A 24,775-nucleotide genomic window follows, 5' to 3' on the forward strand; every position below is an offset into this window, starting at 1 on the left:
CGGCGGGGGCCGGGCCCGGACGGGCACGGCCCCCGCCGTCATCCAGTAGCGTTGAGCCATGTCTTCGACCCTTGTCTGGCTCCGCGACGACCTGCGCCTTGATGACAACCCGGCCCTCGCAGAGGCGGCTGCCCTGGGTGTCCCGCTCACAGTGGTGTACGTGCTTGATGAGCTCTCCCCCGGCGTCCGCGCCCTCGGCGGCGCGGCGAAGTGGTGGCTGCACCACTCGCTCGTCTCGCTGGCCGCGGACCTCGAGGCTGCCGGGTCACGCCTGCTGCTCCGCAGCGGACGGGCCGAACAGGTCATCCGGGAGCTGGCCGGGGAGACCGGGGCGAGCCGGCTGTTCTGGAACCGGCGCTACGGCGGCCCGGAGCGCGCCGTCGATACGGCAGTTAAGGAGTGGGCGTCGCGGCACGGCGTCGACGCCACGAGTTTCCAGGCCAGCCTGATGTTCGAGCCGTGGACGGTGCGCACCGGCTCCGGCGGCCCCTACAAGGTCTTCACGCCGTTCTGGCAGGCCTGTCTGGCCGGTTCCGAGCCGCGCCTGCCGCTCGACGCCCCGGAGCGGCTGCCGGCCCCCGCTATGGCGGGTGCTGGGAAGGCGCTTCGGAGCGAGGCGCTGGTGGACTGGGGCCTGCTCCCCCGCCTACCGGACTGGAGCGCCGGGCTGGCCGCCGAGTGGACCCCGGGCGAGGCGGGGGCGCAGCGCCGGTTGGAGGGCTTTCTGGCCGGGCCCGTGGCCGACTATGGCACCGGCCGGGATGTTCCCGGTGTCGAGGGCACCAGCAGGCTTTCGCCGCACCTGCGTTTCGGCGAGATCAGCCCGTTCCGCGTCTGGCATGCCCTGCGGGCACGCTTTCCGCACGGGGCACCGGCCGACGTCGCGGTCTTTCGTTCCGAACTGGGCTGGCGGGAATTCTGCTGGCAGCTGCTGTACGAAAACCCGCAGCTGGCCAGCCGCAACTACCGTCCCGAGTTCGACCGCTTCGGCTGGGAGACGCCGTCGGAGGCCCACCTGCGCGCGTGGCAGCAGGGCCGCACCGGCTATCCGCTGGTGGACGCCGGAATGCGGCAGCTCTGGCAGACGGGCTGGATGCACAACCGGGTCCGGATGGCAGCCGCGTCCTTTTTGGTCAAGAACATGCTGGCCGACTGGCGGCTGGGCGAGGCCTGGTTCTGGGACACGCTGGTGGACGCCGATGCCGCGAGCAACCCGGCGAACTGGCAATGGGTGGCCGGGTCCGGGGCAGACGCCTCCCCCTACTTCCGCATCTTCAATCCGGTCACCCAGAGCAAGAAGTTCGACGCCGCCGGACGCTACCTGCGCGGCTACATCCCGGAACTGGCCGGCTTGGACGAGAAGGCGGTGCACGAACCGTGGAAGGCCGACGGCGGCGCACCGGACTACCCGGAGCCGATCCTGGGGCTCCCCGAGTCCAGGGCCCGCGCGCTGCAGACCTACCAGCGGCTCAAGGACGGGTAGCCAGCCGGCGGGAACGACGAAGGCCCGGATCCAAGGATCCGGGCCTTCGCTGTGCCGTTCGTTGCGGGGACAGGATTTGAACCTGTGACCTCTGGGTTATGAGCCCAGCGAGCTACCGAACTGCTCCACCCCGCGTCGCTTGTTCAACACTACCCTACTTTCGCCGCCGTCCGGACCAGGGTCGCCGGCTCCCCGCTCGGTGCCGCCTCCAGGCGGGCTGAACAGGCTGGGCAGGACGCCCGTGACACACCCGGGATTTACACACGTTTTGTCCTATAACCCATAACCCGCAGGGCGCGGCGGCTTAAAGCAGGAAGTCCGGAACACTTACCGTGTTTCCGGACTTCCTCCCAGTTGCGGGGACAGGATTTGAACCTGTGACCTCTGGGTTATGAGCCCAGCGAGCTACCGAACTGCTCCACCCCGCGTCGCAAGATCTACTTTACCCGCCGGTGAACGGCGGGCCAAATCGAGGCGGCGTGATCTGCGTCCTACCCCGGCCGAGCCGGGTGGCCGGGCCGGCAGACCGGGCGGGCCCGGCAACAGCGAAGGCCGGATTCCCCGCACGGTAGCTGCGGGGAATCCGGCCTGCACTGGCGCCTTAGGCCGGCCTACTTCTTCGGCGACGGGGACGGGGACGGGGACGGCGTCGGCGAGGCCGTGCCGCCTGGCGCCGGCGTCGAAGCTCCCAGCTTGGTGTCCGCGTCAACCGCACGCTGCAGTGCCGCCGCGAGCTTCTTCTGCTGATCGCCGTAGCCGGCGAAGTCGCCCTTCGCCAGGGCATCCTGGCCGGCCTTGATCGCGGCGTTCGCGTCGTCCAGGGCCGCCTTCAGGTCCGCCCTCGCATCCGTGCCGCCGGTGGCAGGCGGGCCGGCCCCCGGGGCTGGGGTGGCAGGCGTCTGGCCATTATTGGCCGCGTCGCCGGCGGTGGCTCCGGAACTGCCGCCGAACAGCTGGTTCAGCGCCTCATCCAAGGTCGGCGCGAAGCCGATCCTGTCTCCGAAGGCCACCAGGACGCGCTGCAGCGTCGGATAGGACGTCTCGCCGGTCGACTTCAGGTAGACCGGTTGGACGTAGAGGAGACCGCCGCCGACCGGCAGGGTCAGCAGGTTGCCGTTGAGCACCGCCGATGCGCCCTGCCGCAGGAGGTTCAGCGCCTGGGACACCGTGGGGTCGGAGTTGAATTTGTTCTGCGCCTGGCCAGGGCCGGGCACGTTGGCTTCGGGCGGAATTTGCAGCAGCCTGAGCTGGCCGTAGCTGTCGGCCTTCACGCCCTTCTGGTTGCCGGCATCCGAATCAGCGGCCAAAAAGCCGTACAGCACGTTGCGGGCGTTGCCGTTGACAACCTGCGGAATGAACGATGAAGTCAGCTGGAAGGCGGGCTTCTCCTGGTCCGGCATCTGCAGCGACATGTAGTACGGCGGCTGCTTGACCTCGTCCTTGACGGTCGGGTCGTTGGGCACGGACCAGGCGTCGTTGTTCTGGAAGAAGTTGTTCGGGTCCGTCACGTGATAGCGGCCCAGGAGTTCGCGCTGGACCTTGAACAGGTCCTCCGGGTAGCGGACGTGGCTCATCAGGGCGCCGGACATCTCGGAGAACGGCTTCAACGATGATGGGAAGACACTCTGCCAGGCCTTCAGGACCGGGTCCTGGTCATCCCAGGCGTACAGCGTGACGGAGCCGTCGTACGCGTCCACGGTGGCCTTGACCGAGTTGCGGATGTAGTTGACGGAGCTGCTGGGCAGGGCGGTGGTGCGTCCGGCCGAGGTCTGCGAATCCCGGGTGGCGTCCGAGAGTTGCTCCTGCTGCGCGTACGGGAAGTACGGGCTGGTGGTGTATCCGTCAACGATCCACTTCACCCGGCCGTCAACGACGGCGGGGTAGGCGTTGCCGTCGACGGTCAGGTAGGGGGCCACCTTTTCCACGCGGTCCTTCGGGTTCCGGTCGTAGAGGATCTGCGACTCGGCGTTGACGCCGTCGGACAGCAGCAGGTCCGAAGACTGGAACTTGATCGCGTAGAGGATCTTGTTGAAGAAGTTTCCGACATTGGGGCCGCCGTTGCCGGTGAAGGTGTACTGGGTTCCCGCGTCGCCCTCCTTGGCCGCCGGACGGTCCTGCTCGCGGTGCGCAGCGCCGTCGGGGGCGCCAACGATCGAGTAGTCAGGCGAGTTCTCGCCGAAGTAGATCCGCGGCTGGTAAGTGGTGTCCGTGCCCAGCACGCCGGTGGACGGGATGCCGGACTGCAGGAATTCAGGCTTGCCGTCCGCGGTGAACTTGTTGCCCTTGGCCGCGACCACGCCGTAGCCGTGGGTATACACCACGTGCCGGTTCAACCAGGACTGCTGGTTGGTCGAGAGTCCGCCGGGGTTCAGTTCACGTACGGCGATGACCGTGTCCTGGATTTTGCCGTTGACCTCGTAACGGTCCACGTTCAGGGTGCTCGGGAACTGGTAGTACGGCCGGTACTGCTCCAGCTGCGAGAACGCGTCCGAAATCAGGTTCGGATCCAGCAGGCGGATGTTGGCCGTCGTCTGCGCGTCCGGGGCCAGGGCACCGGTGGTCGCGTTGGTGGTGGCCTCGTAACGTTTCTCCTGGACCTTGTCCAGGCCGTACGCGGCGCGGGTCATGTCGATGTTCCGCTTGATGTATTGGTTTTCCAGGGTCTGCTCCGAGGGGCGGACCTGGAACTGCTGGATCACCCACGGGTAGACGCCGCCGGCCAGGATCGCCGTGATGACCAGCATCGCCGTGCCGATCACCGGCAGCCGCCATCTACCAACCACGGCCGCCACGATGAAAAGCACCGCCACGAGCGCCGCCGCGACGGCGAGGATGGACTTGGTCGGGATGACCGCGTTTACGTCGGTGTAGAGGGCGCCGGCCCAGCGGCCGCCGTTGCTTAGGACGGTCGAGTAGCGGTCCAGCCAGAAGTTGGCCCCGAGCAGCAGCAGGAAGGCCGCACCCGTGACGGCGAGGTGGATCTGGGCGGCGCGGCTGGTGAAAACGCCGCGCTCCATCAGCCGGATGCTGCCGTAGAGGTAGTGCGTGAGGATACCGGCGATCCCCGCCACGACGGCGACACTGATCAGGAAGCCGGTAACGAAGCCCAGGAACGGCAGGGTCATCAGGTAGAAACTGATGTCCAAGTGGAACTGGGGGTCTGCCTGGCCGAAGGGCTTCTGGTGGAAGAACAGCAGGACCTTTTGCCACTGGCTGGCCGCCGCGCTGCCGGCAAAGAGGCCGAAAAGCACCGGCAGCCCGATCATGACGACCCGGCGGATCGGCTCAAGTTGCGCCTGGTACCGGTTGAGGTTGTCACGCACTTCCGAATCCGGGGCGTAGACCGGCCTCGCATTGTAGGCGATCCGGATCGCGAAGAACACGGCGGCGAACATCACGGCGAAGCCGGCCAGGAAGATGATGATCCGGGCCAGGTTCTCCGTCAGGAACACCTGGAAGAAGCCAAGCTGCTGGTACCAGAGGACGTCCGTCCAGACATTGGCGAAGAAGATGAAGCCGACCACGATCAGGGCGACAACAATCAGAGTGGGCGTCAGGGCGCCCCTCCGCTGCTGGGGCCCTCCGGGTGGGACGGGGCTGGGACGGGACAAACTCGGTACCTCATAGCTGGTCGTCAGTGCTGGTTGGGTTGTCAGGTATTCAATTGTTTGTGTATTCAGTTGTCATAAGTGCCACGAGTGGCAGCTGAGCTTAGTTCCGGGGCCAGTCTAGTTGCTGGCGCACGCCGGGAGGGCCGATGTGTCGCCGTCCGCTGCCGCGACCTCGACGGCGTGCCGCGCGTCGGCAAGAGTCTCCACCTTGACCACCTGCAGGCCTGCTGGAATGTGGCCGGCGACGTCGGTGCAGTTGGCCGCCGGGGCGAGGAACAAGGTGGCGCCGCCGGACCTGGCCCCGACCATCTTTTGGCCGATCCCGCCGATGGCTCCCACGAGGCCGTCGGGCGTGATGGTGCCGGTGCCGGCGATGTGCTTGCCGCCGGTCAGGTCGCCGGGCGTCAGGGTGTCCATGATGCCAAGGGCGAACATCATTCCCGCGCTCGGGCCGCCGACCTTGTCCAACGAGATTTTGACGTCAAAGGGAAACTTGAACTTGTACTGCAGCACCACGCCCAGCAGGTAACGCCCGGTCTGGGACCTGGTCGGCGTGATCGTCAGGGGCTGCTGGGTGCCGTTCCGCTCAACGACGACGGTGACGGGTTTGCCGTTTCCGGCGGCGAGTTCGCCCTGGATGACGCTGAGGGCGGTGATCGGCTTCCCGCCGATCGAGACCAGCAGGTCGCCCTCCTGGATCTTGCCCCGGGAAGCGGAATCGTCCGGAATGCTTGCGGCCTGCAGCTTCTGCTCGAACGGGATGCCCAGTTCCTTCAGGGCGGAGGCCACGGCGTTTTCCTGCGACGTCGTCATGGCGACAGCGCTTTCCTGCTGCGATTGTTCCTTGGTGACCCCGCTGGGGAAGATCAGTTCCTGCGGGTAAACGGCCTTTGCCCCGTTCAGCCAGGCAGTGAGCGCTTCTAAGGCGGTGACCGGACCATTGGGGCCGCCGTCGACGTAGACCGTGGTGAGGTCGAGGCCGCCCTTGGCCGGAAACGTGTCGTGCCCGTTCACCGTGATGACGGGCTTGCCGTTGTCGGTGCCGAGCGTGTTAAACGTCGGACCGGGCGATTCGACCACGTAGGGGACGGGAAGGCTCATCGCGGCGACGCCGAGCCCGAGCGCCAGCAGGCCGGAGATGAGCATGGTGGACGAACGGTTGTCCCGCCGGTTCTTGCCGGTGCCCGCGGTGGTATCCCCGCTGGTATCCCCGCTCAAGGGAGTGCCGTTTATGGCAGTGCCGTGGACGGAGTCCTGGCCGTCTGGGCCGCCGTCGCGGGGTGCGGGTTCGCCGGGAGGCCGTCCGCCCTGGGTAAACGTCAATGAAGGACCTCTCCGTGCCGGCACCGGCGGCACCCCGGTGGGGGGCGACCAAGGCGCAGCGGCTGCGGCCCAACCGGCCCGGCAGCCTGCAAACATTCCAGCTTCCAACACTACGCGCTCTTGCGCTCCGGGGACTCTTTGCCGACAGCGAACGGGGCCGGAGTTCGGGCGACAGCCGCTGCCGCGGAGGGGTAGCGTGAAGTTGAGCACCATCACACCGACGATCGGCGGGATCATGACCTCTAACCCACTTAATCCGTCCAACGGGGACGACCAGCCCAAGGACCCGTTGGCCGAAATGCTGCAGAACCTGATGAGCGGCAAGGGCATGGGCGACATCGATCCTGCCGAGCTCGCCAAGGCCGCCGGGCTCCCGGACGATCCGAACCTGTTGGCGCAGATGTTCTCGCAGGTCCAGGCCATGATGAGCTCGTCCTCCGAAGGGCCGGTGAACTGGCAGCTGGCCCACGAAAACGCCCGGCGGGTGGCCGCCAGCGGCTCGGATCCGTCCGTGACGGCCGCGCAGTCCCGGGAGGTCGACGAGGCCCTTCGGCTCGCCGAGTTGTGGCTGGACCAGGTCACTGAACTGCCCGCCACCGGACTGATCGGCCGCGCCTGGTCCCGGGCTGAATGGGTCGAAGAGACCCTCGGCACCTGGAAGCGACTGACCGAGCCCGTCGCCAACAGCATCGCCAATGCGCTCTCCTCAGCCATGACGGAGCAGATGCCCGAAGAGATGAAGTCCATGATGGGCGGTGCCTCTTCGATGCTGCAGAACATGGGTGGGGCCATCTTCGGCATGCAGCTGGGGCAGGCGATCGGAGCCCTGTCCGCGGAGGTGGTGAGCTCCACCGATATTGGGGTGCCCCTGGCCGATCTGGAGATGGCGCTGCTGCCGGCCAACGTGGCCAAGTTCGGCGAGGGCCTCAGCCTGCCCGAAAACGATATCCGGCTTTTCCTCGCCGTCCGGGAAGCAGCGCACGCGCGGCTGTTCGTCCAGGTCCCGTGGCTGCGCGGACACCTGCTCGGCGCCATCGAGGCCTACGCCCGGGGCATCCACATCGACACTTCAAAAATCGAGGAGCTGGCCCGGGAGCTGGACCCCAGCAACCCCGAGGGCATCCAAGCGGCGCTGTCGCAGGGCGTTTTCATGCCGCAGCGGACCCCGGCCCAGGATCAGGCCCTCGAGAAGCTGGAGACCGCGCTGGCCCTGGTGGAAGGATGGGTCGACGAACTCACCGCAGCGGCCACGGAGAAGCTGCTGCCCTCCGCGGCTGCCCTGCGTGAGACCGTCCGGCGGCGGCGCGCCACCGGGGGTCCGGCCGAGCACGCCTTTTCTTCCCTCGTCGGCCTGGAATTGCGGCCCCGCCGGCTGCGCGAGGCCGCCGCATTGTGGGCCCAGCTCAAGGAAGAGCGGGGAGTCGAAGGCCGCGACGCCATCTGGCAGCACCCGGACTTGCTCCCGACGGCCGAGGATCTGGACGACCCGAAGGGATTCAGCGAACGGCGCAAGTTGGCCGAGGCCAGCGACAGCGAGGTCGACGACGCACTGCAGAAGTTGCTCAGCGGCGGTTTCGACGCGGCCGGCCCGGAAACGGAACCTGACGCTGAGGGGCACGACCCCAACGACGCCGGAAAGGACTCCGGCGAGGAATCCGGCGAGCCGGGCGACGGCAGCAGCGGCCCCAAGGCCTGACCGCCTTAGCGGCGGCCGCTAGTTCGTACCGCTCAGCGGGCGGCTGGTTCGACGTCGTCGGCGTCCTGATTCTCCGCGGGGGCGGCACCGCCGGGGCCGCTCCCTCCGCCGTCCGAGAAGCCGCGGGCGGAGGCGAAGGACACGCCTTCGAGGAAGGCCTTCGCCCGTTCCGTTTCGGGGTAAGCCGCCAGCAACTTCCAGAACGCGGCGTTGTGGGCGGCCACCAGAAGGTGTGCCAGCTCGTGCAGCAGCACGTAGTCCACCACCCACTGCGGCATCGGCTGCAGCTTGTGGGAGAGCCGGATGCTTCCCTCCGACGGCGTCGCCGAACCCCAGCGGGAGTTCTGGTTCGTCACCCAGCGGACGGACGTGGGCACCGCACGGCCAGCAAGATACTGGGCCGAGAGGGCGGACGCGCGGGCCGCCAGTTCGGCGTCGCTGCCGGACCTGCGGGTGCCCGCTGCCTTGGTGCCCCTGCTCCCCTGCCGGCGGAGCTTTTCCAGCATCCGCTGCACCCATTCCCGTTCCTGGGCGCCGCTGAAGTGCGCCGGGATGGCCACCACCGCCGTGCCGTTTTCCCAGAACGCGGCCACGGTCCGGCGCCGGCGTGCCGACCGGCGCACCTCCACCGGTGCGCCGTCGGCGGTGGTCAACGGCGTTCCGCCAGCGTTCGCCGGGCCGCGCATCAGAGCGTGGAGCTTTCCACCAGGACCGCGAGCACGGCGTCACCGTATTTTTCGAGTTTCGACGCCCCCACCCCGGGAAGCTTGGCCAGCTGCTCCAGCGTTGCCGGCCTGGCCTCAGCGATCGCGGTCAGGGTGGCGTCGGTGAAGACCACGAAGGCGGGGAAGTCGGCCTCCAGCGCCACCTCTTTACGCCACTGCCGGAGCGCCTCAAAGGTCTGTTCCTCATACGTGGGCGGACACTGGTTGCAGCGGCCCACCTTGCGCTCGGCGCCGCTGGACAGCATGCTTCCGCAGACCCGGCACGACGCGGGCACGGCGGCCTTTCGCCGCGGCGCGGCGCCCTTGCCGCGGATGGAGGAGCTGACTGTCGAGTCCGGCCGCAGCCCGTCGAGGAAGCGCGACGGCTTGCGGTTGGCCCGGCCTCCCGGCGTCCTGGCGGTGGACCAGGACAAGTACAGGTGCTCCTTGGCCCGGGTGATGCCGACGTAGAGGAGCCGGCGTTCCTCGTCCACCGCTTCGGGGGTGTCCGCGAAGGAGATTGGCATCAGGCCCTCGCTCAGGCCGACCAGGAATACCGCCTCCCACTCCAGGCCCTTCGCGGCGTGCAGCGAGGCCAGGGTGACACCCTGGACGGTGGGAGCATGCTGGGCCAGCGAGCGTTCCTGCAGTTCGTTGACGAAGTCCGCGAGGCTGAACTGGGCTCCCCTGCTGACCACCAGTTCGTCCGCGAGCGCCACCAGCGCGGCCAGGGATTCCCAGCGTTCGCGCACTGCGCCGCCGCTGTGCGGTGCCGCATCCGTGTAGCCGAGCGAGGACACAATGTCGCGGACCAGCTGGCCCAGCGGTTCCGGGGCCCCGGATTCGCCGACCGCCCGGGTGGCTGCGCGCAGCTGCAGGATGGCGTCCCGCACTTCCTTGCGGGCGAAGAACCGTTCGCCGCCGCGGAGCTGGTACCCGATCCCCGCCGACGCGAGGGCGCGTTCGTAGGCCTCCGACTGGCCGTTGGTACGGAAGAGGACGGCGACCTGGCTCGCCGGCGTACCGGCGTCCAAGAGTTTCTTGATGTTGACCGCCACGGTGGCAGCCTCGGCCTCGTCGTCGGAACATTCGGTGAACTGCGGTACCGGTCCGGCCGGCCGTTGGGCCACCAGCTGCAACGGCGTTGCCCAGGCGGCGTCGGCCACCGGGCCGCCGCTGCGCCGGCCCGACAGCAGCTCATTGGCGAGCTTCACCACCTGGGGGGTGGACCGGTAGTCACGGACCAGCTTGACCACGGTGGCGTCCGGGTACGCGCTCTTGAAACCGAGCAGGTGCTTCGGCGACGCCCCGGTAAACGAATAGATGGTCTGGCTGGCGTCGCCCACAACGCAGAGGTCATCCCGGCCGCCGAGCCAGAGTTCAAGGAGCCGCTGCTGCAGCGGCGACACGTCCTGATATTCGTCGACGACGAAGTGCCGGTACTGCTCGCGCACGGTGGCCGCCACCTTGGGATCCTCCTGCAGGATGCCAACCGTAATCAGCAGCACATCCTCGAAGTCGATGACATTACGGTCCGTTTTGACGTCCTCGTACGACTGGAAAACCCGGGCGACCGCTGTCAGGTCGAAGCCACCGGGCGTCCCGCGGCCCTGCGCCTTCTCCAGGTAGTTGGCCGGGGTGAGCATGGACACCTTCGCCCACTCGATCTCGGAGGCGAGGTCGCGGATGGACGCGCGGTCCGTGCTGAGCCGCAGCCTGCGGGCGGCCTCGGCGATCATCTGCGCCTTGTGATCCAGCAGGTTCGGGAGCGAACCGCCCACGGCCTGGGGCCAGAAGTATTGGAGTTGCCGCAGCGCCGCGGCGTGGAACGTGCGCGCCTGCACGGTGCCGACGCCCAGATCACGGAGCCGGCTGCGCATTTCCGCTGCGGCCCGTGCGGTGAAGGTGACAGCAAGGAGCCGTTGCGGGCTGTACACGCCCGAGTGCACACCGTACGCGATCCGGTGGGTGATGGCCCGCGTCTTGCCGGTGCCGGCACCGGCCAGGACGCACATGGCCCCGTTCAAGGTGCTGGCAACTTCCCGTTGTTCGGCGTCGAGGCCGCCGAGGATGCGCTCTTCCAGGGAGCGGTCGTCCGGTGCCGGCGGCGCGGTAGCCGGCCCCTCGGGACGCGATTCTCCGGCCGAAAAGGCACTGGACTGGAATATATCTGTGTTCACTCTGCTGCTTAGTCGTTGAAGGTTCTGCGGCGTCAGCGCCGCAGCGGGGCTTACCGGCGGGGCGCCGGGAAAACTGCTGGGGGCCGTCAGGCGCTGTCCGGCCGGTCCTGGATGACGCCCCCGTACCAGTGCTCGATCAGGCCGCGGGCGATCGACAGTCTGCTGGAAATGACGATCTCCCCGCTCAGCACCGCGTCCTGCAACTCGGTTCGGCTGAACCACCGGGCCCGGGTGACCTCCACGCCGTCGGGCGTTGCCTCGGTGTCCGTGGTTGTCGCCGTAAAGCCGAGCATGAGCGACGCCGGAAAGGGCCAGGACTGGGAGCCGAGGTACTGCGACGCGGTGATCCGGAGGCCCACTTCCTCCCCGATTTCCCGGCTGACGGCCTGCTCCAGGGATTCGCCGGGCTCGACGAAACCAGCAAGGGTGGAGTAGTTCCGGGCGTCCAGCGGGCCGCCGCCGCCGAGCAGCAACCGGTCATCCGGACCCACCACCGTCACAATAATGGCCGGATCCGTCCGCGGATAGTGCTCGGAATTATCCGACGGGCAGCGGCGGACCCAGCCGCCGGCCTCCGGGATAGTCTCCGCACCGCACCTGGGACAGTGCCGGTGGCTGGCGTGCCAGTTGGCGATGGCGCTCGCCTCGATGAAAAGGGCTGTGTCCGTGGCATCCAGCCGGGCCGCGACTTCGCGCAGGCCCGCCCACTGCGCGTTGGCAGGGATCCCCTCAACGTGCTCTTCGAACGGCTCCGCGCGGACCTCGAACTGCTCGGGAACGATGAACAGCACAAACTGTGTCCCTTCAGCCGCGCTGGCTCCGGGAAGCGCGGACCCGAGGTAGACGACTTCCTCCGGCGCGTAGGCGGTTCCGGCGAGCCGGGCGGCAAGGCCGGCCGCGTCGACGAAAACGAGGCCCTCGCCGCTGACCAGGGCCTGCCGCCGGGACAGGAGCATCGCCTGCACCCCGCTCGAGCCCAGCAGCTCGGCGAGCATGCCGGGTTTGACCCTGGCGGCGCTGCCGCGATCGATCAGTGCGGGACGCACCGGGAGCACGTTATCGTGCAGCCGGTTGGCCGGGGGGCTGACCGGGACGGCGCCGGACCGCGAGGGCACCGGCGACCCTGCACCGGGGTCAGACCCTGCCGGGACGGCCGTGGCCGCAGACGCCATGAGTGGATAGTTCGGTCCGGTCTGGTGGCCGGTGCCTGACTCGGGTGACTCAGCAAGGCTCATGTACCCACCGTACCGACCCCCGCTGACAATTGATATTTTTCCGGCGCCGGCTGGCCGCCCGGTGGCCCGGCTGCCGCCGCCGTGATCGCGCCGGCCGGGGCGGGGCGACGCCGGACGCGGGACGATATTTTCGCGCCGATCTTTCAGACTCGCCGCCATGCATCGCCGTCTTCGGGGCGGCTCAATCTACCGTGGATGCGTGAGAAGAAAACCAATCGAACTGGCAGCCGTTGCAACAGCGGCAGTCCCCGGACTGACCCCCACCGCTGTGAGTTCCGCGCCGGATGATCCGGCTGACTTCGACTCCGCCCTTCTCTTTGACACCGAAGGCAAGCGCTGGCGGGTGCGTTCGCCCAAGCACGCCGAGGCAAGCGCACGGCTCGAAACCGAGTTTTTGGTGTTGCGGGCCTTTACACCCGGCATCCGCGCCGAATTGCCCTTCCTGATGCCCACGGTGGCTGGCAGCGTCCGCCAGGGCACGCTCAGCACCTTCGTCTACTCCCACCTGTCGGGCGCAACCCGCACGGTGGAGGAACTCAGTGCCGGATCCGCCGGGCTGGCTCGGGAACTCGGCGCCGCCCTCGCCGCCATTCACGATCTTCCGCATTCTTTGGTCAGCAACGCTGACCTGCCGAGCTACACGCCGAACGAGTTCCGGCAGCGCCGCCTGAACGAGTTGGACCAGGCCGCCACCACAGGAAAGATTCCGGCGCTGCTGCTGCGGCGCTGGGAGCACGCCCTCGAGGACGTGTCGCTCTGGCGCTTCAACCCCAGTGTGGTGCACGGCGACCTGCACGAGGACAACCTGCTGGTGGAGGCCGACAGGGTCACTGCCGTGACCGGCTGGACCGACCTCCGGATCGGCGACCCGGCCGACGACATGGCGTGGCTGGTTGCGTCCAACGACCAGGACTTCGTGGACACGGTCCTGGCGCAGTACACCGCCAGGCGCCGGGATACGCCGGACCCGCATCTGCTGCGCCGCGCCGCGCTGTCGGCGGAGTTCGCCCTGGCCCAGTACCTGGTCAAGGGCCTCGCCGCCGGAGACCAGGACATGGTTGGAGAAGCCGAGTCGATGCTGGCGGTCCTGGCGGAGGACGTCGCCGAGCACGGTGGCCAGCCGATCAGCGTCGAACCGCTTCCGCAGCCCGCTGTCTCCACGGTTCCGGGCACCCCCGCCGTCACCGTCCAGCCGATCGAGCCCGAAGTGCCGGCCGAACCCGCGGTTGCCGTGCAGCCGCTTGCTCCCACCGGCGCGGCGCCGGGGCCGCAGCCGGCGCCTGCCCCCACAGCAATCCCGGCAGTGCAGGTCACACCGATCCCGCAGGATGAGGGAGCCGCGCCGGCGCCCGACTCCGAGGATCCTGCCGCCGGGGGCGACGGGTCCGGCGTGCACCCCGAGGGCCACACCGGTGACGGCGAGGACTCCGACGGCGGGACCGGCCAGGGTTCCGACGGCGGGACCGGCGAGGACTCCGACGGCGGGACCGGCCAGGGTTCCGACGGCGGCAGCAAACCGGCCGAGGCGGACACCGCCACCACGGCACTCACCGTGGTCCCGGAAGCCCGCTCCTAGCGCGGCTGCCGGCGTCCGGAGGCCCCGAGTGCCGCGGTCACGATTTCCTCGAGGCGCTCCGCGGAGCCCAGGTCGTGCGGGCGGACCACAGCGTCGTCGGCCACGTAGTAAAACGCTGCCCTGACCCGCTCAAGCGGCACCCCTTTGAGCCGCGACCAGGCGAGCCGGTAGACCGCGAGCTGCACGGCCCTGGTCTTCAGCTGGCCTGCCGACGGCCGGCGTCCGGTCTTCCAGTCCACAAGGTCCCAGCCGCCGTCCTCGTCCCGGAAGACGGCATCAATCCGGCCGCGGACCACGACGTCGCCGATCCGGGTTTCGACCGGAACCTCGATGTGCGCGGGCGCCCGGTGCGCCCATTCCGACCGGCGGAACGTCTCCACCAGGGTGTCCAGGCCGTACGCCGCGTCGATGTAGTCGTCGGAGCCCGCGGCCTCACCCAGGTCGAGCATGCCGGACGTGCCGAAGTACTCCTCCACCCAGGCATGGAAAGCCGTTCCCTTACGGGCGGACATCCCGGGTTCGCGGGGCACCGGACGCCGCAGCCGGGCCACGACGGCGGCCGCGTCGTCGTCCAGGTCCACCAGGGTGGAGGCAGAGATGTGACCGGGCAGGTGCACGTCCTGGCCAGCGGTCCGCCGGGACCGGCGGTCCAGCAAGGTGGCCGCCTCCTGCGCCCAGCCGCCGGCTGGACCGCGTAGGTGCCCAGCCTTCCGCGGCTGGCCCGGGCGCCGGGCCCCTGCCGGCTCCGGGGCGGGCAGCACGCCCGCGTCGGGCCGCTCCAGCCGCGCCAGGACCGCCGCGGCGGCGGCCTGCATGCCGGCCCGCCGGCCCGGCGAGAGCCGCAACCGCGCTCCGGTGCGCGGGTGGACGGGACCCTCCAGGGGGTCATACGGCCACAACGCGAGCTCGAGTTCGGCGGTCAGCGGGCTCTCCTCGGGCAGCGACTCCTCGGGCACGGACAACGGGTGGATCTCCGCCGCTCCGGCCCCGTTCAGCGCTTCGAGTTCGGCCAGGAACGGCGACATCGCCGCCATGCCGGCCCGGGAACCCACCCAGGCCGCACTGGAAACCCAGAGCACGTGCTTGGCGCGGGTATAGGCCACGTACGCCAGGCGCCGTTCTTCGGCTTCACCGTGGACCTGGACCGCCGCCTTGAAGTCTTTCTCGGCGTCCAGCCAGCCTTTCTGGTCCGGCTGGTCGAGGTCCCACTGGGGCAAGTCCGCCCGGTCGCCTCGAAGCGGCCACGGCAGCGCGGCCGACCCGCTGCTCCAGCGCGAGTCGCGGCTGCTCGGAAACGCTCGGGCGTTCAGCCCGGGGACAAACACGACATCCCATTCCAGCCCCTTCGAGGCGTGGACAGTCAGCAGCTGCACGGCTTCATGGTTGACTTCCGGCGCCGCGGCGTCGAGGCCGTTTTCTTCGGCGGCAGCTGCTTCCAGCCACGCCAGGAACGCAAGCACGTCCACACGCTGCGAGGTGTGCAGGAAGCCGGCGGCGGCGTCCTGGAAGGCGTCCAGGTTCCGCCGCGCCTGGTGGATGCTGATGCCGGGCCGGGCCGCGACCTCAATATCCAGAAACATGGCTCGTTCGACTTCACCCAGCAGCGTGCTGAGGTCATCGCCCATGAAGCTGCGCAGTTGCCGGAGCTCTGCCGAGAGCCGCTGCAGCCGTTCCCGCGCTGCCGGACTGAGCCGCCGCCCGTGCGCGGAAGTCCACTCCGGGCGGGGCAGCCAGTCCAGGGCCTCGACCAGGCTCGCCGCGTCGGTCAGGTCCCCTTCGATGACCGCATCGCCGGTGTCCGGGTCAGCCTCCAGCTCCGCGTCGGCCCCGGCAAACCCGGCATGGCCACGCCGGCGGGCCAGGAAGCTGGACCAGTCGCGGAACGCCATCAGGTCGGCGGGTCCGATCCGCCAGCGGGCACCGGCCAGCAGCCGCATCAGCGAGTCGGAGCGGCCCGGGTCGGCCAGGACCCGGAGCGTGGCCACCAGGTCAACAATTTCCGGGGTGTCCAGCAGACCGCCCAGCCCCACGATCTCGTAGGGGATGCCCTGCAGTTCGAATTCGCGGCGGATGCACTCCATCTGGGCCCGGCGGCGGCAGAGCACTGCGAGTGCCGGGGGTGCGGGGTCCTCCGTCCGTCCGGCGTCGAAATCGGTGCGGCGGAACTTCAACACATCCTTGGCGATGGCTGCCGCCTCGTCTTCGTCCGTGCCGAAGCGGCCCATCACCACCCTGCCCTGCACCGCGGCCGGGCTGGGCTGCAGCGGCGGAACGGTCACTCCGCCGGTCTTCCGGGCACCGGCGGCGCCGCCTTCGCCGGCGGCCGCACTCAGCGGGGCGGAGATGGCGTTGGCGGCGTCAAGAATGTTCCGCCCGTTGCGCCACGCGGTGGTCAGGTACGACGTCGGCGCGACGGCGTACTCGTCGGCGTCCGCTGCGCCGCGGACACGCACCGGGAATTCCCGGACGAAATGGAAGAGCTGGCCGGCGGAGGCGCCCCGGAAGCCGTAAATGGACTGGTTGGGGTCCCCGACGGCCGTGACGGCGTGTCCGCCGCCGAAAAGCCGCGAGAATAGCACCAGCTGGGCGTGCGACGTGTCCTGGAATTCGTCCAGCAGCACCACTTTGTAGCGTTGCCGTTCGGTCTGGGCTGCCACCGGGATGTCGCTGGCCACCCGGGCCGCCAGAGCCACGAGATCGCCGAAGTCGAGCGCGCCGCGGGCACGTTTGGCCTCGGCATAGCGGCCCACCATGTCCGCAACGCTGGCCCGGGTACGCAGCAAGGCCGCAAGGTCCGCCGCCGCCTGGCTGGGGTTCTTCTTGGCCGAGGCGAGGTAAGGGAGGGCTTCGAACTCGGCCACCCGGTCCAAGAGCCAGCCGCGGACCTCCGCGGGCTCCTGCAGGTGTTCCGCGCACTCCCCCGCGAGCTGAATCACCGCCTTGACCAGGGTGGATTTGGCCGCGCGGAAATGCTCGTAGTCGCCGTCGAAGGCTTCCACCACTTCGCTGGCGAGCTGGAAGGATTGGGCGCCGCCGAGCAGGACGACGTCGCGTTCGACGCCGAGGCGGAGGCCGTAGTCGGAGACGATCCCGCTCGCGTACGAGTGGTAGGTGGAGACCTTGGGTTCGAGCGCGTCGGTGCTCAACAGACCGGCCGGGAAGACTTTGTGGTCCGGGTCCGCGGCCGCGATCCGGGCGAGGGACGTCAGCTTGGCGCGGATCCGGGTGGCCAGTTCGCCGGCCGCTTTCCGGGTGAAGGTCACCCCCAGCACTTCCTCCGGGCGGACCCAGCCGTTTGCGACCAGCCAGAGGACCCGGTCCGCCATGGTGGCGGTCTTGCCCGAGCCGGCGCCCGCGATCACGAGCCGCGGTGCCAGTGGCGACGAAATAATCGCTGACTGTTCGGCGGTGGGACTGTTCTTCTCCCCCAGCAGCGCCGACAGCTCCGCGGGGCTGAAACGGGGTTCGGGCAGCCCGGCGGCTGCGCCCGGACGTCCCGGCGATACTGTGGTGTGGTCGGCGCTCATTCGGTGACCTGCTTTCCTCGTGCGCACAGCGGACAGACTTCCGGAAGCCTGCAGCCGTGGCCGCCCTTGGCCGGGTCGTGGCGGGCCTCGAAGGTGCTGCCCGACATGATGCTGGCGGCCTCGCCGACCAAATCCAGCGCCCAGTTCGCGTCCGGGTTGAGGGCTGGCTGGCTTTGAATGCCCGGGCTCTTGGTGCTGGTGCCGAGCTGGGCGAGCACCGCGCCCCCGGGCAGCGGCGGCGGTCCGTCATCGGCGCCGGTGAATCCACCGGCGAGGACCGCCGCCTGGTAGGCGCCCAGCTGCGGATGGCGTTCCAGTTCGGTCTTGCTGGGTTGGCGCCTGCCGGTTTTGAGGTCCACCACCACCAGACGGCCCTGGGCGTCCATTTCCAGCCGGTCCACCTGGCCGCGGAGCACGGCGGCGCGGGCCGGCCACGCCCCGTCGCCGCCGGCCGCCGCCGCATCGGGTAGGGCTGGTCCGGTGGCGGGCGGGATGACATCGGGCAGCTTCACTTCAAAGTCCTGCTCGACGCCGAGCAGGCTGCGCCCCTCGCTGCGCATGAGCAGCACATACTGGGCAAGCTTTCGGACCATCGTCTCGGCCCGTTGAAAATCGAGTTTGCCTTCCCAGTTGTCCTTCATGCCCAGCGTCGGCCAGCGCTTGACCAGCTCGCTGACGTATTCCCCGCCGGAGGCGTCCGGCAGGTCCTGGGCGATGGCGTGGACCAGGGTGCCGAGGCTGCGGGCAAAATCTGTCGCGGCCTCGCCGCCTGCGGCCTGCACGAACCAGTCAAGGGGCGACTTGTGCACAGTTTCGACCTTTGAGGGTGAGACGAAGACCGTGCCGCCGGGTGGCACCACCGGGTCGGTCGAAGACAGCGAGGGCAGTCCCCACCAGCTCTCGGGGTGGGCGCCGGGCACCGCCGGCTGGGCCGACGCGAGCGCGCCAAGGACCGCGGCCGCCTCGGACGCCTCGGCGGATCCCGGTTCGAGCTGTGCGTACTGGCGCAGTTCCGCGACGAGCGCGCGGAGGGTCAGTGGACGCTCCACCGGGGTAAACCCGCGCCGGTCCTGGTCCGGGGGCAACGGGGCGACGTAGTCCAAAAAGGATGAGGGCTGGTCGTCCTCGGAGGAAACGGCGGTGCAGATCAGGGCCTCCCGGGCGCGGGAGACTGCTGTGGAGAAGCTCCGCAGTTCGTCGTACCGGATCTCCCGAAGCCTGCTCAGCGGGTCCAGCTGCAGGGCGTACTCGACGCCGTGATCCACTGCGTCCGCGAAGAGCGTGCTGCCGAGCAGCTCACCGCGGAGCCTGGTGTTCGGCCAGACGCCCTCCTGCAGCCCCGGCACAATCACCACCGGCCATTCGCGGCCGGCCGCGCTGGCCGGAGTCATCAGTTCCACTGCGTCCTCGAGCTGGGCCCGGGCAGCCAGCGTATCCATCGGCAGTTCCTGGCTGAGCAGGTACTCGAGGAACTGTTCGGGGCCGGAGCCGGGGAGCTGGTCGACGTACCGCTCAGCGGTGTGGAACAGTGCCATCATGGCGTCCAGGTCCCGGTCCGCCCGGGCTCCGGCCGCCCCGCCGGCCAGGGCAGCCTCGGTCCACCGCCCGGCCAGGCCGGTGGCGTGCCACAGCGCCCACAGCACCGTTTCGGCGTTGCCCCCCGGGGCTGCAGCGGCGTCCCGCCCGGCCCGGATCATCCTGGCCACCCGCCGCGCCGAGTGCCCTTCGATGCCGAGCGTGGCCAGGGCACCCGGCTCAAGCAGCGCTTCGACCAGCAGCGCGTCGCTGGTGCGTCCGCCGCCGCCGAGGAGTTCCTCGCGGCGCAGGGACTGGCGGAGCCGGCGCAGTTCGATCGACGTGGCGCCGCCGATCCGGGAGGTCAACAGGGCGACGGCGGACTCGGGGGTGAGCGCCGCGGGGTCCAGGGCCACGGCGTAGGCATCCAGCAGCGGCCGTACCGCCACCTCGTCCCGGACCGCGGATTCGGCCACGGGGATCCGGACCGGGATGCCCTGGCCGGCGAGGTGCCGCTGCAGCTGGCTCAGCTGGCCGCCGTTGCGGACGATGACGGCGATGTCGCCCAGTTCCCTGCCCTCGTTGAGCTGGGCTTCCAGGATCCGCTGCGCCACGTAGCGGAGCTCATGGACCGGCGACGGCAGCAGGTGGGCCTCCACCGTGCCCTGCCCGCGGGCTTCCTGCGAGGTCCCGCCGGGCTGGCCGGGCTGGCCGGGTTGGTCCGGCTGGCCGGGCTGGCCGGGCTGATCTGGCTGGCCGGGCTGGCCGGGCTGGCCGGGCTGGTTCAGGCGGCGCGCGGCTGCGCCGCCGGAGCGCAGCGAGATCCGTTCCGCCACCGCCTGCCAGGCCTGCGCGATGGCGGGCGCGTGGCGGTGCGCGGTCCACAGCGGCCGCTGCAGGACGGTGCCGCCCGCCGGGGCGAGCAGTCGCGGCAGTTCGGCCACCAGATCGGGCCGGGCTCCGCGGAACCCCTGCACCACGGTGTCCGGCGAGGCGGTGATGATCGCGTCCTTCCCTGCGGCGATGTCAGCGAGGAGTTCGAACACCGCCGGGTTCGCCTCCTGGATATCGTCTACCAGGATCAGCTGCAGCCGCCGGCGCTCCGCCGCCAGGAACTCCGGACTGTCCTGGAAAATCTGGCGCGCGGCGGTGATGATCCCGGCCGGATCAAAGGATTCGGGCATCCGCAGATCCAGGACATCCCGGTACTCTGCATAGAGCCCCGCGGCGGCGGTCCAGTCCGGCCGGCCGCAGCGCTGCGCCAGCTGCGCCAGATCCGCGGCGGTCCGCCCGGACTCGATAATCCGGTCGAAAAGCTGGCGGACCTCCTGCCGGAAACCGCGGGTCTGCAGGGCGGCGCCGAGGTCATCGGGCCAGGGCAGTTCGAGTCCGGGCCGGGCATGGCCTTCCAGGAGTTCCTTGATGATCAGGTCCTGTTCGGGACCGGACAGAAGCTTCGGCGCACGCGGAAGCGGCAGGATACCTTCGGCCTTGGCGCGGCGGATCACGTCGAAGGCGTAGGACACCCAGGTCCGCGCCGGCGTCGTACTGAGGCTGCGGTCCAGGCGGGCGGTGAAACGGTCACGCAACGCGTCGGCCGCGAGCCGTCCGGGCGCCAGGATCAGCATCCGCTCCGGGTCCAGGCCGTCCCGTTCCACCCGCCGGACGGCCGCCTCCACCAGGACGGTGGACTTGCCCGTTCCTGGCGCGCCGGGAACGAGCACCGGGCCCGAGCCGTGCGCGACGTCGACGGCGTCGCGCTGGTCCGCCGAAAGCACCGGAATGACACGGTGCTGGGTCCGCGGCGGCAGCAGGCGGAGCCCCGCCGTCCGGGGCGCGGCGGCAGCGGAACGGTTGTGTTCTGCAGTGGTCTGGCTGGTATCAGTCTGGTTGGGATTGCTCGGGCTACTCACACGGTCATTTCATCATCGGGGACAGACAACCGGTGCAGCTCACGTTCGAGCCGCTCGGCAATGGCATCTATCAGTTCAACATCCGGCTCGGTCGGAGCCCAGCGGGCCGACGTGAGGTCCACCCGCCAACGGCCTTCGCCGGTTCGTTCATAGTCGGCGACACTGCCCAGCAGCGGGGTCCCTTCGGCAAGATACCGGCTGAACGCCTCCCGTTCGTGTCCAGGGGGCGCCTCACCATTGGCTTTCAGGACCCGCCACCAGGGGACGGCGCTGCCGTGGCGGCTCATGACGGAACCGACCTGCCGGGGGCCGCCCGCACCGAGGAGTTCGGCGACGTCGCCATAGGCGACTGCGGTCCCCGCCGGCACCAGTGCGGTGAGCTCCAGCACAGCCTCCACATACTCCATCCGCATGCACCAAGGTTACCGGCGTGGTCCCCCGCACGGCGCCGCAACACTGTCGGTGGCTGCAGGTAGCGTTGACGCATGAGCACCTGGCACACCCTTCCCCGCGCAGCTTTCGATCTTGAGACCACCGGCCGTAATTCCCGCGCCGCGCGGATCGTGACGGCGTCGGTGACCGTGGTGGACGCTGACGGCTCGGTCATCACGGAACACGAGTGGCTCGCCGATCCCGGGGTCGAAATCCCCACCGAGGCCAGCGATGTCCACGGCGTCACCACCGAGCAGGCGCGCCGGGAAGGCCGGCCCGCCGCCGACGTGACCCGGGAGCTGGCAGCGGTCCTGCAGGAACTCTTCGACACCGGGGTCCCGGTCATTGCTTTCAATGCCAGCTATGACTTCACGGTGCTCGCCGCGGAATCTGCCCGATACGGCGTCCCCCAGCTGACCCGCTTTCCCGTGCTGGATCCGTACATCATGAACAAGCAGGTGGACCGGTACCGCAAGGGCAAGCGGACCCTGACCGCCCTGTGCGAGGAATACGGAGTCAGCCTGGACAACGCCCACACCTCGGCCGCTGATGCGCTCGCGACGCTGCGGATGCTGGACGCGATGGCCGGGAAGTTCCCTAAACTCCGCATGCCGGCGGCCCACCTGCACCAGCTCCAGGTCGAATGGGCCACGGCGCAGGCGACAGATTTCCAAAGCTACCTGCGCAAGACGAAGCCCGCCGCGGTCATCGAGGGCGACTGGCCGGTTCTGCCACCCGAAGACGCCAGCCGCGGAGACTTCTAGCGCCGGCAAGAGCGACGCAAATCACAGCCACGCCCGACTGGCGCCCGAAGCTTTCGCTGCGCCGATCGTTCCGTCCGGCCCGGTCCGCGACGCCGCGCCGCCGGACGATCCGAGCCGATCTTGGAGATTGTTCGAGCCGCAGGGCCGTAGGCGCCAAGTAATTCGAATTGAGGCGCACCGGGCCACGGGTGACACAATTATCTTCCGCGGTGCGCGCGATTTTCGCCGGCGCCTGTGACAGCACAGCCGGCCCCGACGGTCCCCGCCGCAACCCACTGATTCCAGACGAAAGTGAATGCGTGATGAAGAGCAAAGCCTTGAAGTGGCTGACCAGCGTTCCCGTTGCGGTGGCCCTCGCCGCTTCCTTGGCGGCCTGCGGCTCCGGCGCTGCCCAGCCCAGCGGCAGCCCCACCGATGCCCTCCAGGGCAGCGACCAGCAGACGCTGGACAAGTACACCACCAAGGACGTCACGGCCTTGGACAAGATCGACAAGTCGAAGCTGGGACTCATCACGGAGGGCACGCTGCGCGTCGGCACGCTTTCCGATGCCCCGCCCAACATCTTCATCGACCCGTCGGGGAAGTTCACCGGCTACGACAACGAGCTCCTCCGCGCCATCGGCGCCAAGCTGGGCCTCAAGGTCGAGTTCGCCTCCACGGACTTCTCCGCGCTGCTCTCCCAGGTCAAGAACAAGCAGTTCGACGTCGGATCCTCCTCGATCTCCACCACGGACAAGCGCCGGGAGACCGTTGGCTTCACCAACGGCTACGACTTCGGCTACATGGCCGTCGTGACCAAGAGCGACGCCAAGGTCAAGGGCTTCGCCGACCTCAAGGACGGCGTCCGCATCGGCGTCGTGCAGGGCACCGTCCAGGACGACTACGTGACCAACACGCTCAAGCTGGAGCCGGTCCGTTTCCCGGACTACAACACGGTGTACGCCAACGTGAAGTCCGGCCAGGTGGACGCCTGGGTGGCACCGTCGCAGCAGGCCACCGGCCAGGTCAAGGAGGGTGACAACACCAAGATCGCCGAAAAGGTCGTCAACACGCAGAACTTCACCGCCTACGCCGTGAACAAGGACAACCAGCCGCTGATCGACGCCCTCAACAGCGGACTTGACGCGGTCATCGCCGACGGCACCTGGACCAAGCTCACGGCCCAGTGGTACACGGACCGCCAGACCGCAGCCGAGCAGACCCCGCAGGGCTGGAAGCCGGGCAGCAAGGCTGTCCAGGTTCCCGCGAAGTAGCCCGGACGTTCCATGGATTTCCTCACTCTGCTGTCCGAGACCTTCCTCGACTGGAAGGCGATCGGCGCTGTCCTGCCCAAGATGTTCGCCGTCGGCCTGCCGAACACGCTGGTCTTGGCCATCGCGTCCGGCGTCATCGGGACCGTCCTTGGCATGGTGCTTGCCCTGATGGGGATCTCCCGGAACGCCGCTGCCCGCTGGGTTGCACGCATCTACACGGATGTCCTTCGGGGCCTGCCGCCCATCCTCACGATCCTGGTGATCGGGCTCGGTTTCGGGCCGATTGTCCGCCAGCTGACCGGATCCACCAGTCCGTATCCGATGGCGATCGCTGCACTGTCCCTGATGTCGGCGGCCTACATCGGTGAGATCTTCCGCTCCGGGATCCAGAGCGTTGACAAGGGCCAGCTCGAAGCAACCCGGGCCCTGGGCTTCGGCTACGGCCCGGCGATGCGCCTGGTCGTCGTGCCCCAGGGCGTCCGCCGGGTCCTGCCGGCCCTGGTCAACCAGTTCATTGCGCTGATCAAGGAGTCATCCCTGGTCTTCATGCTGGGGCTGCTGGCCACCGAGCGGGAGATCTTCCAGATCGGCAAGGACGCGGCGTCGACCAGCGGGAACCTGTCCCCGTACGTGGCCGCTGCGGTGTTCTACCTGGCGCTCACCGTGCCCCTGACGCACTTCGTGAACTGGATCGACCGCCGGCTGCGCTCCGGCCGGCCGGAGAAGAAAGAACCGGACGAGGCAGCCGCCGTCGTCGGAAAGGGCGCCCACGCATGAGCGAGTTCGCATCCGGAACGCTGACGGCACGGAACATCCACCTGTCCTTCGGATCCAACCGGGTCCTGCGCGGCATCGACCTGCACGTCGAGAAGGGCTCCACCGCGTCGGTGATCGGCCCCTCGGGGTCGGGGAAATCCACCCTCTTGCGGGTCATGAACCGGTTGATCGAACCCGAGCAGGGCGACATCCTGCTCGACGGGCGGTCGGTCCTGAAGGACAACCCGGACGAACTCCGACGCCGGATCGGCATGGTCTTCCAACAGTTCAACCTGTTCCCGCACAAGACCGTCGCGGAGAACGTGTCCCTGGCCTTGCGGAAGCTGCGCGGGCTTTCCAAGGACCAGGCCCGGGATGAGGCCCTGGCCCAACTGGACCTCGTCGGTTTGAAGCACAAGGCCGATTCCCGGCCGGCAATCCTCTCCGGCGGCCAGCAGCAGCGTGTCGCCATTGCCCGTGCCCTGGCGATGAAACCCGAGGTGATGTTCTTCGACGAGGCTACGTCCGCCCTGGATCCGGAACTGGTCAAGGGGGTCCTGGCGCTCATGACGGACCTGGCCAAGGGCGGCATGACCATGGTGGTGGTAACCCACGAAATGGGCTTCTCGAGGAACGTGTCCGACACCGTGACCTTTATGGATGCGGGCGTCGTCGTGGAGACCGGACCGCCGGAACAACTCTTCACGGAGCCACGGACCGAGCGGCTGAAGGGCTTCCTTTCGGACGTCCTCTAGAGCGCCGCTGAAACATTTTCGGCACCCGCTACGGCGGGTGCCGAAAATGTTT

The 24,775-nt window shown here is 68.9% G+C and carries 15 protein-coding genes and 2 tRNA genes; 7 read left to right on the forward strand and 10 right to left on the reverse strand.

Annotation, left to right across the window (positions count from 1 at the left end):
* Positions 1 to 58 precede the first annotated feature (58 nt).
* Entirely contained in the window at positions 59 to 1,483 is a 1,425-nt protein-coding gene (locus tag AC3ANP_RS00160) for a cryptochrome/photolyase family protein (protein ID WP_488331384.1), read from the forward strand.
* 61 nt (positions 1,484 to 1,544) lie between these two features.
* On the opposite strand, the gene AC3ANP_RS00165 is transcribed toward AC3ANP_RS00160, so the two are convergent.
* From AC3ANP_RS00165 to AC3ANP_RS00180, 4 genes are all read right to left on the reverse strand, one after another.
* Positions 1,545 to 1,618 (reverse strand) — tRNA-Met (locus tag AC3ANP_RS00165).
* Between the two features lie 219 nt (positions 1,619 to 1,837).
* Positions 1,838 to 1,911: transfer RNA gene (locus AC3ANP_RS00170), tRNA-Met, on the reverse strand.
* A gap of 183 nt (positions 1,912 to 2,094) precedes the next feature.
* Positions 2,095 to 5,094 carry a UPF0182 family membrane protein gene (locus tag AC3ANP_RS00175; protein WP_488331385.1) on the reverse strand — a complete coding sequence of 1,000 codons (3,000 nt, stop codon included), beginning with the start codon at positions 5,092 to 5,094 and terminating at the stop codon, positions 2,095 to 2,097.
* Positions 5,095 to 5,211: 117 nt separating this feature from the next.
* Positions 5,212 to 6,240 (reverse strand): YlbL family protein, encoded by a 1,029-nt coding sequence (locus tag AC3ANP_RS00180; RefSeq protein ID WP_488333104.1) that lies wholly within the window; start codon positions 6,238 to 6,240, stop codon positions 5,212 to 5,214.
* 412 nt (positions 6,241 to 6,652) lie between these two features.
* On the opposite strand from AC3ANP_RS00180, the gene AC3ANP_RS00185 reads away from it, so the two are divergent.
* The gene (locus AC3ANP_RS00185; protein ID WP_488331386.1) at positions 6,653 to 8,113 is read left to right on the forward strand and encodes a zinc-dependent metalloprotease; all 1,461 of its coding nucleotides are present in this window, start codon (positions 6,653 to 6,655) and stop codon (positions 8,111 to 8,113) included.
* Between the two features lie 32 nt (positions 8,114 to 8,145).
* Here the strand turns inward: AC3ANP_RS00185 and AC3ANP_RS00190 are convergent, their stop codons facing one another.
* From AC3ANP_RS00190 to nudC, 3 genes are all read right to left on the reverse strand, one after another.
* Positions 8,146 to 8,799 carry a M48 metallopeptidase family protein gene (locus AC3ANP_RS00190; protein WP_488331387.1) on the reverse strand — a complete coding sequence of 218 codons (654 nt, stop codon included), beginning with the start codon at positions 8,797 to 8,799 and terminating at the stop codon, positions 8,146 to 8,148.
* Positions 8,799 to 10,901 (reverse strand): ATP-dependent DNA helicase UvrD2, encoded by a 2,103-nt coding sequence (locus AC3ANP_RS00195; RefSeq protein WP_488333105.1) that lies wholly within the window; start codon positions 10,899 to 10,901, stop codon positions 8,799 to 8,801. The genes AC3ANP_RS00190 and AC3ANP_RS00195 overlap by 1 nt, the downstream gene beginning before the upstream one ends.
* A gap of 182 nt (positions 10,902 to 11,083) precedes the next feature.
* Positions 11,084 to 12,169 carry an NAD(+) diphosphatase gene (gene nudC, locus AC3ANP_RS00200; RefSeq protein WP_488333106.1) on the reverse strand — a complete coding sequence of 362 codons (1,086 nt, stop codon included), beginning with the start codon at positions 12,167 to 12,169 and terminating at the stop codon, positions 11,084 to 11,086.
* Between the two features lie 262 nt (positions 12,170 to 12,431).
* Here nudC and AC3ANP_RS00205 point away from each other — a divergent pair, with 262 nt between their 5' ends.
* On the forward strand, positions 12,432 to 13,808 hold the full coding sequence (locus AC3ANP_RS00205; protein ID WP_488331388.1) for a macrolide 2'-phosphotransferase: 1,377 nt from the start codon (positions 12,432 to 12,434) through the stop codon (positions 13,806 to 13,808).
* Here AC3ANP_RS00205 and AC3ANP_RS00210 read toward each other — a convergent pair.
* The 3 genes from AC3ANP_RS00210 to AC3ANP_RS00220 all read right to left on the reverse strand — a co-directional run bounded on the left by AC3ANP_RS00210 (position 13,805) and on the right by AC3ANP_RS00220 (position 21,176).
* Positions 13,805 to 17,335 (reverse strand): ATP-dependent helicase, encoded by a 3,531-nt coding sequence (locus AC3ANP_RS00210; protein ID WP_488331389.1) that lies wholly within the window; start codon positions 17,333 to 17,335, stop codon positions 13,805 to 13,807. The genes AC3ANP_RS00205 and AC3ANP_RS00210 overlap by 4 nt on opposite strands.
* Positions 17,332 to 20,664, reverse strand: coding sequence for an ATP-dependent helicase (locus AC3ANP_RS00215; RefSeq protein WP_488333107.1), 3,333 nt, complete (start codon positions 20,662 to 20,664; stop codon positions 17,332 to 17,334). The genes AC3ANP_RS00210 and AC3ANP_RS00215 overlap by 4 nt, the downstream gene beginning before the upstream one ends.
* 95 nt (positions 20,665 to 20,759) lie before the next feature.
* Positions 20,760 to 21,176, reverse strand: a complete 417-nt coding sequence (locus AC3ANP_RS00220; protein ID WP_488331390.1) for an MGMT family protein — start codon at positions 21,174 to 21,176, stop codon at positions 20,760 to 20,762.
* Between the two features lie 72 nt (positions 21,177 to 21,248).
* On the opposite strand from AC3ANP_RS00220, the gene AC3ANP_RS00225 reads away from it, so the two are divergent.
* The 4 genes from AC3ANP_RS00225 (at position 21,249) to AC3ANP_RS00240 (ending at position 24,723) form a co-directional block, all read left to right on the forward strand.
* Positions 21,249 to 21,959: an exonuclease domain-containing protein gene (locus tag AC3ANP_RS00225; protein WP_488331391.1), complete on the forward strand. Its 711-nt coding sequence runs from the start codon at positions 21,249 to 21,251 to the stop codon at positions 21,957 to 21,959.
* Between the two features lie 302 nt (positions 21,960 to 22,261).
* Complete coding sequence (locus tag AC3ANP_RS00230) at positions 22,262 to 23,212, forward strand: ABC transporter substrate-binding protein (RefSeq protein WP_488333108.1); 951 nt, start codon at positions 22,262 to 22,264, stop codon at positions 23,210 to 23,212.
* 12 nt (positions 23,213 to 23,224) lie between these two features.
* Positions 23,225 to 23,989, forward strand: coding sequence for an amino acid ABC transporter permease (locus AC3ANP_RS00235; protein WP_488331392.1), 765 nt, complete (start codon positions 23,225 to 23,227; stop codon positions 23,987 to 23,989).
* Positions 23,986 to 24,723 carry an amino acid ABC transporter ATP-binding protein gene (locus AC3ANP_RS00240; RefSeq protein ID WP_488331393.1) on the forward strand — a complete coding sequence of 246 codons (738 nt, stop codon included), beginning with the start codon at positions 23,986 to 23,988 and terminating at the stop codon, positions 24,721 to 24,723. Before AC3ANP_RS00235 ends, AC3ANP_RS00240 begins: the two co-directional genes overlap by 4 nt.
* Positions 24,724 to 24,775 lie beyond the last annotated feature (52 nt).

It is taken from the genome of Arthrobacter sp. JB02-1C, from assembly GCF_057748045.1.

Excerpts from the sequence above, each read along its gene's own strand:
- AC3ANP_RS00160 (WP_488331384.1), top strand. The coding sequence starts at position 59 with ATGTCTTCGACCCTTGTCTGGCTCCGCGACGACCTGCGCCTTGATGAC.
- AC3ANP_RS00180 (WP_488333104.1), bottom strand. The coding sequence starts at position 6,240 with ATGCTCATCTCCGGCCTGCTGGCGCTCGGGCTCGGCGTCGCCGCGATG.
- AC3ANP_RS00185 (WP_488331386.1), top strand. The coding sequence starts at position 6,653 with ATGACCTCTAACCCACTTAATCCGTCCAACGGGGACGACCAGCCCAAG.
- AC3ANP_RS00190 (WP_488331387.1), bottom strand. The coding sequence starts at position 8,799 with ATGCGCGGCCCGGCGAACGCTGGCGGAACGCCGTTGACCACCGCCGAC.
- nudC (WP_488333106.1), bottom strand. The coding sequence starts at position 12,169 with ATGGCGTCTGCGGCCACGGCCGTCCCGGCAGGGTCTGACCCCGGTGCA.
- AC3ANP_RS00210 (WP_488331389.1), bottom strand. The coding sequence starts at position 17,335 with ATGAGCGCCGACCACACCACAGTATCGCCGGGACGTCCGGGCGCAGCC.
- AC3ANP_RS00220 (WP_488331390.1), bottom strand. The coding sequence starts at position 21,176 with ATGCGGATGGAGTATGTGGAGGCTGTGCTGGAGCTCACCGCACTGGTG.
- AC3ANP_RS00225 (WP_488331391.1), top strand. The coding sequence starts at position 21,249 with ATGAGCACCTGGCACACCCTTCCCCGCGCAGCTTTCGATCTTGAGACC.
- AC3ANP_RS00230 (WP_488333108.1), top strand. The coding sequence starts at position 22,262 with ATGAAGAGCAAAGCCTTGAAGTGGCTGACCAGCGTTCCCGTTGCGGTG.
- AC3ANP_RS00235 (WP_488331392.1), top strand. The coding sequence starts at position 23,225 with ATGGATTTCCTCACTCTGCTGTCCGAGACCTTCCTCGACTGGAAGGCG.
- AC3ANP_RS00240 (WP_488331393.1), top strand. The coding sequence starts at position 23,986 with ATGAGCGAGTTCGCATCCGGAACGCTGACGGCACGGAACATCCACCTG.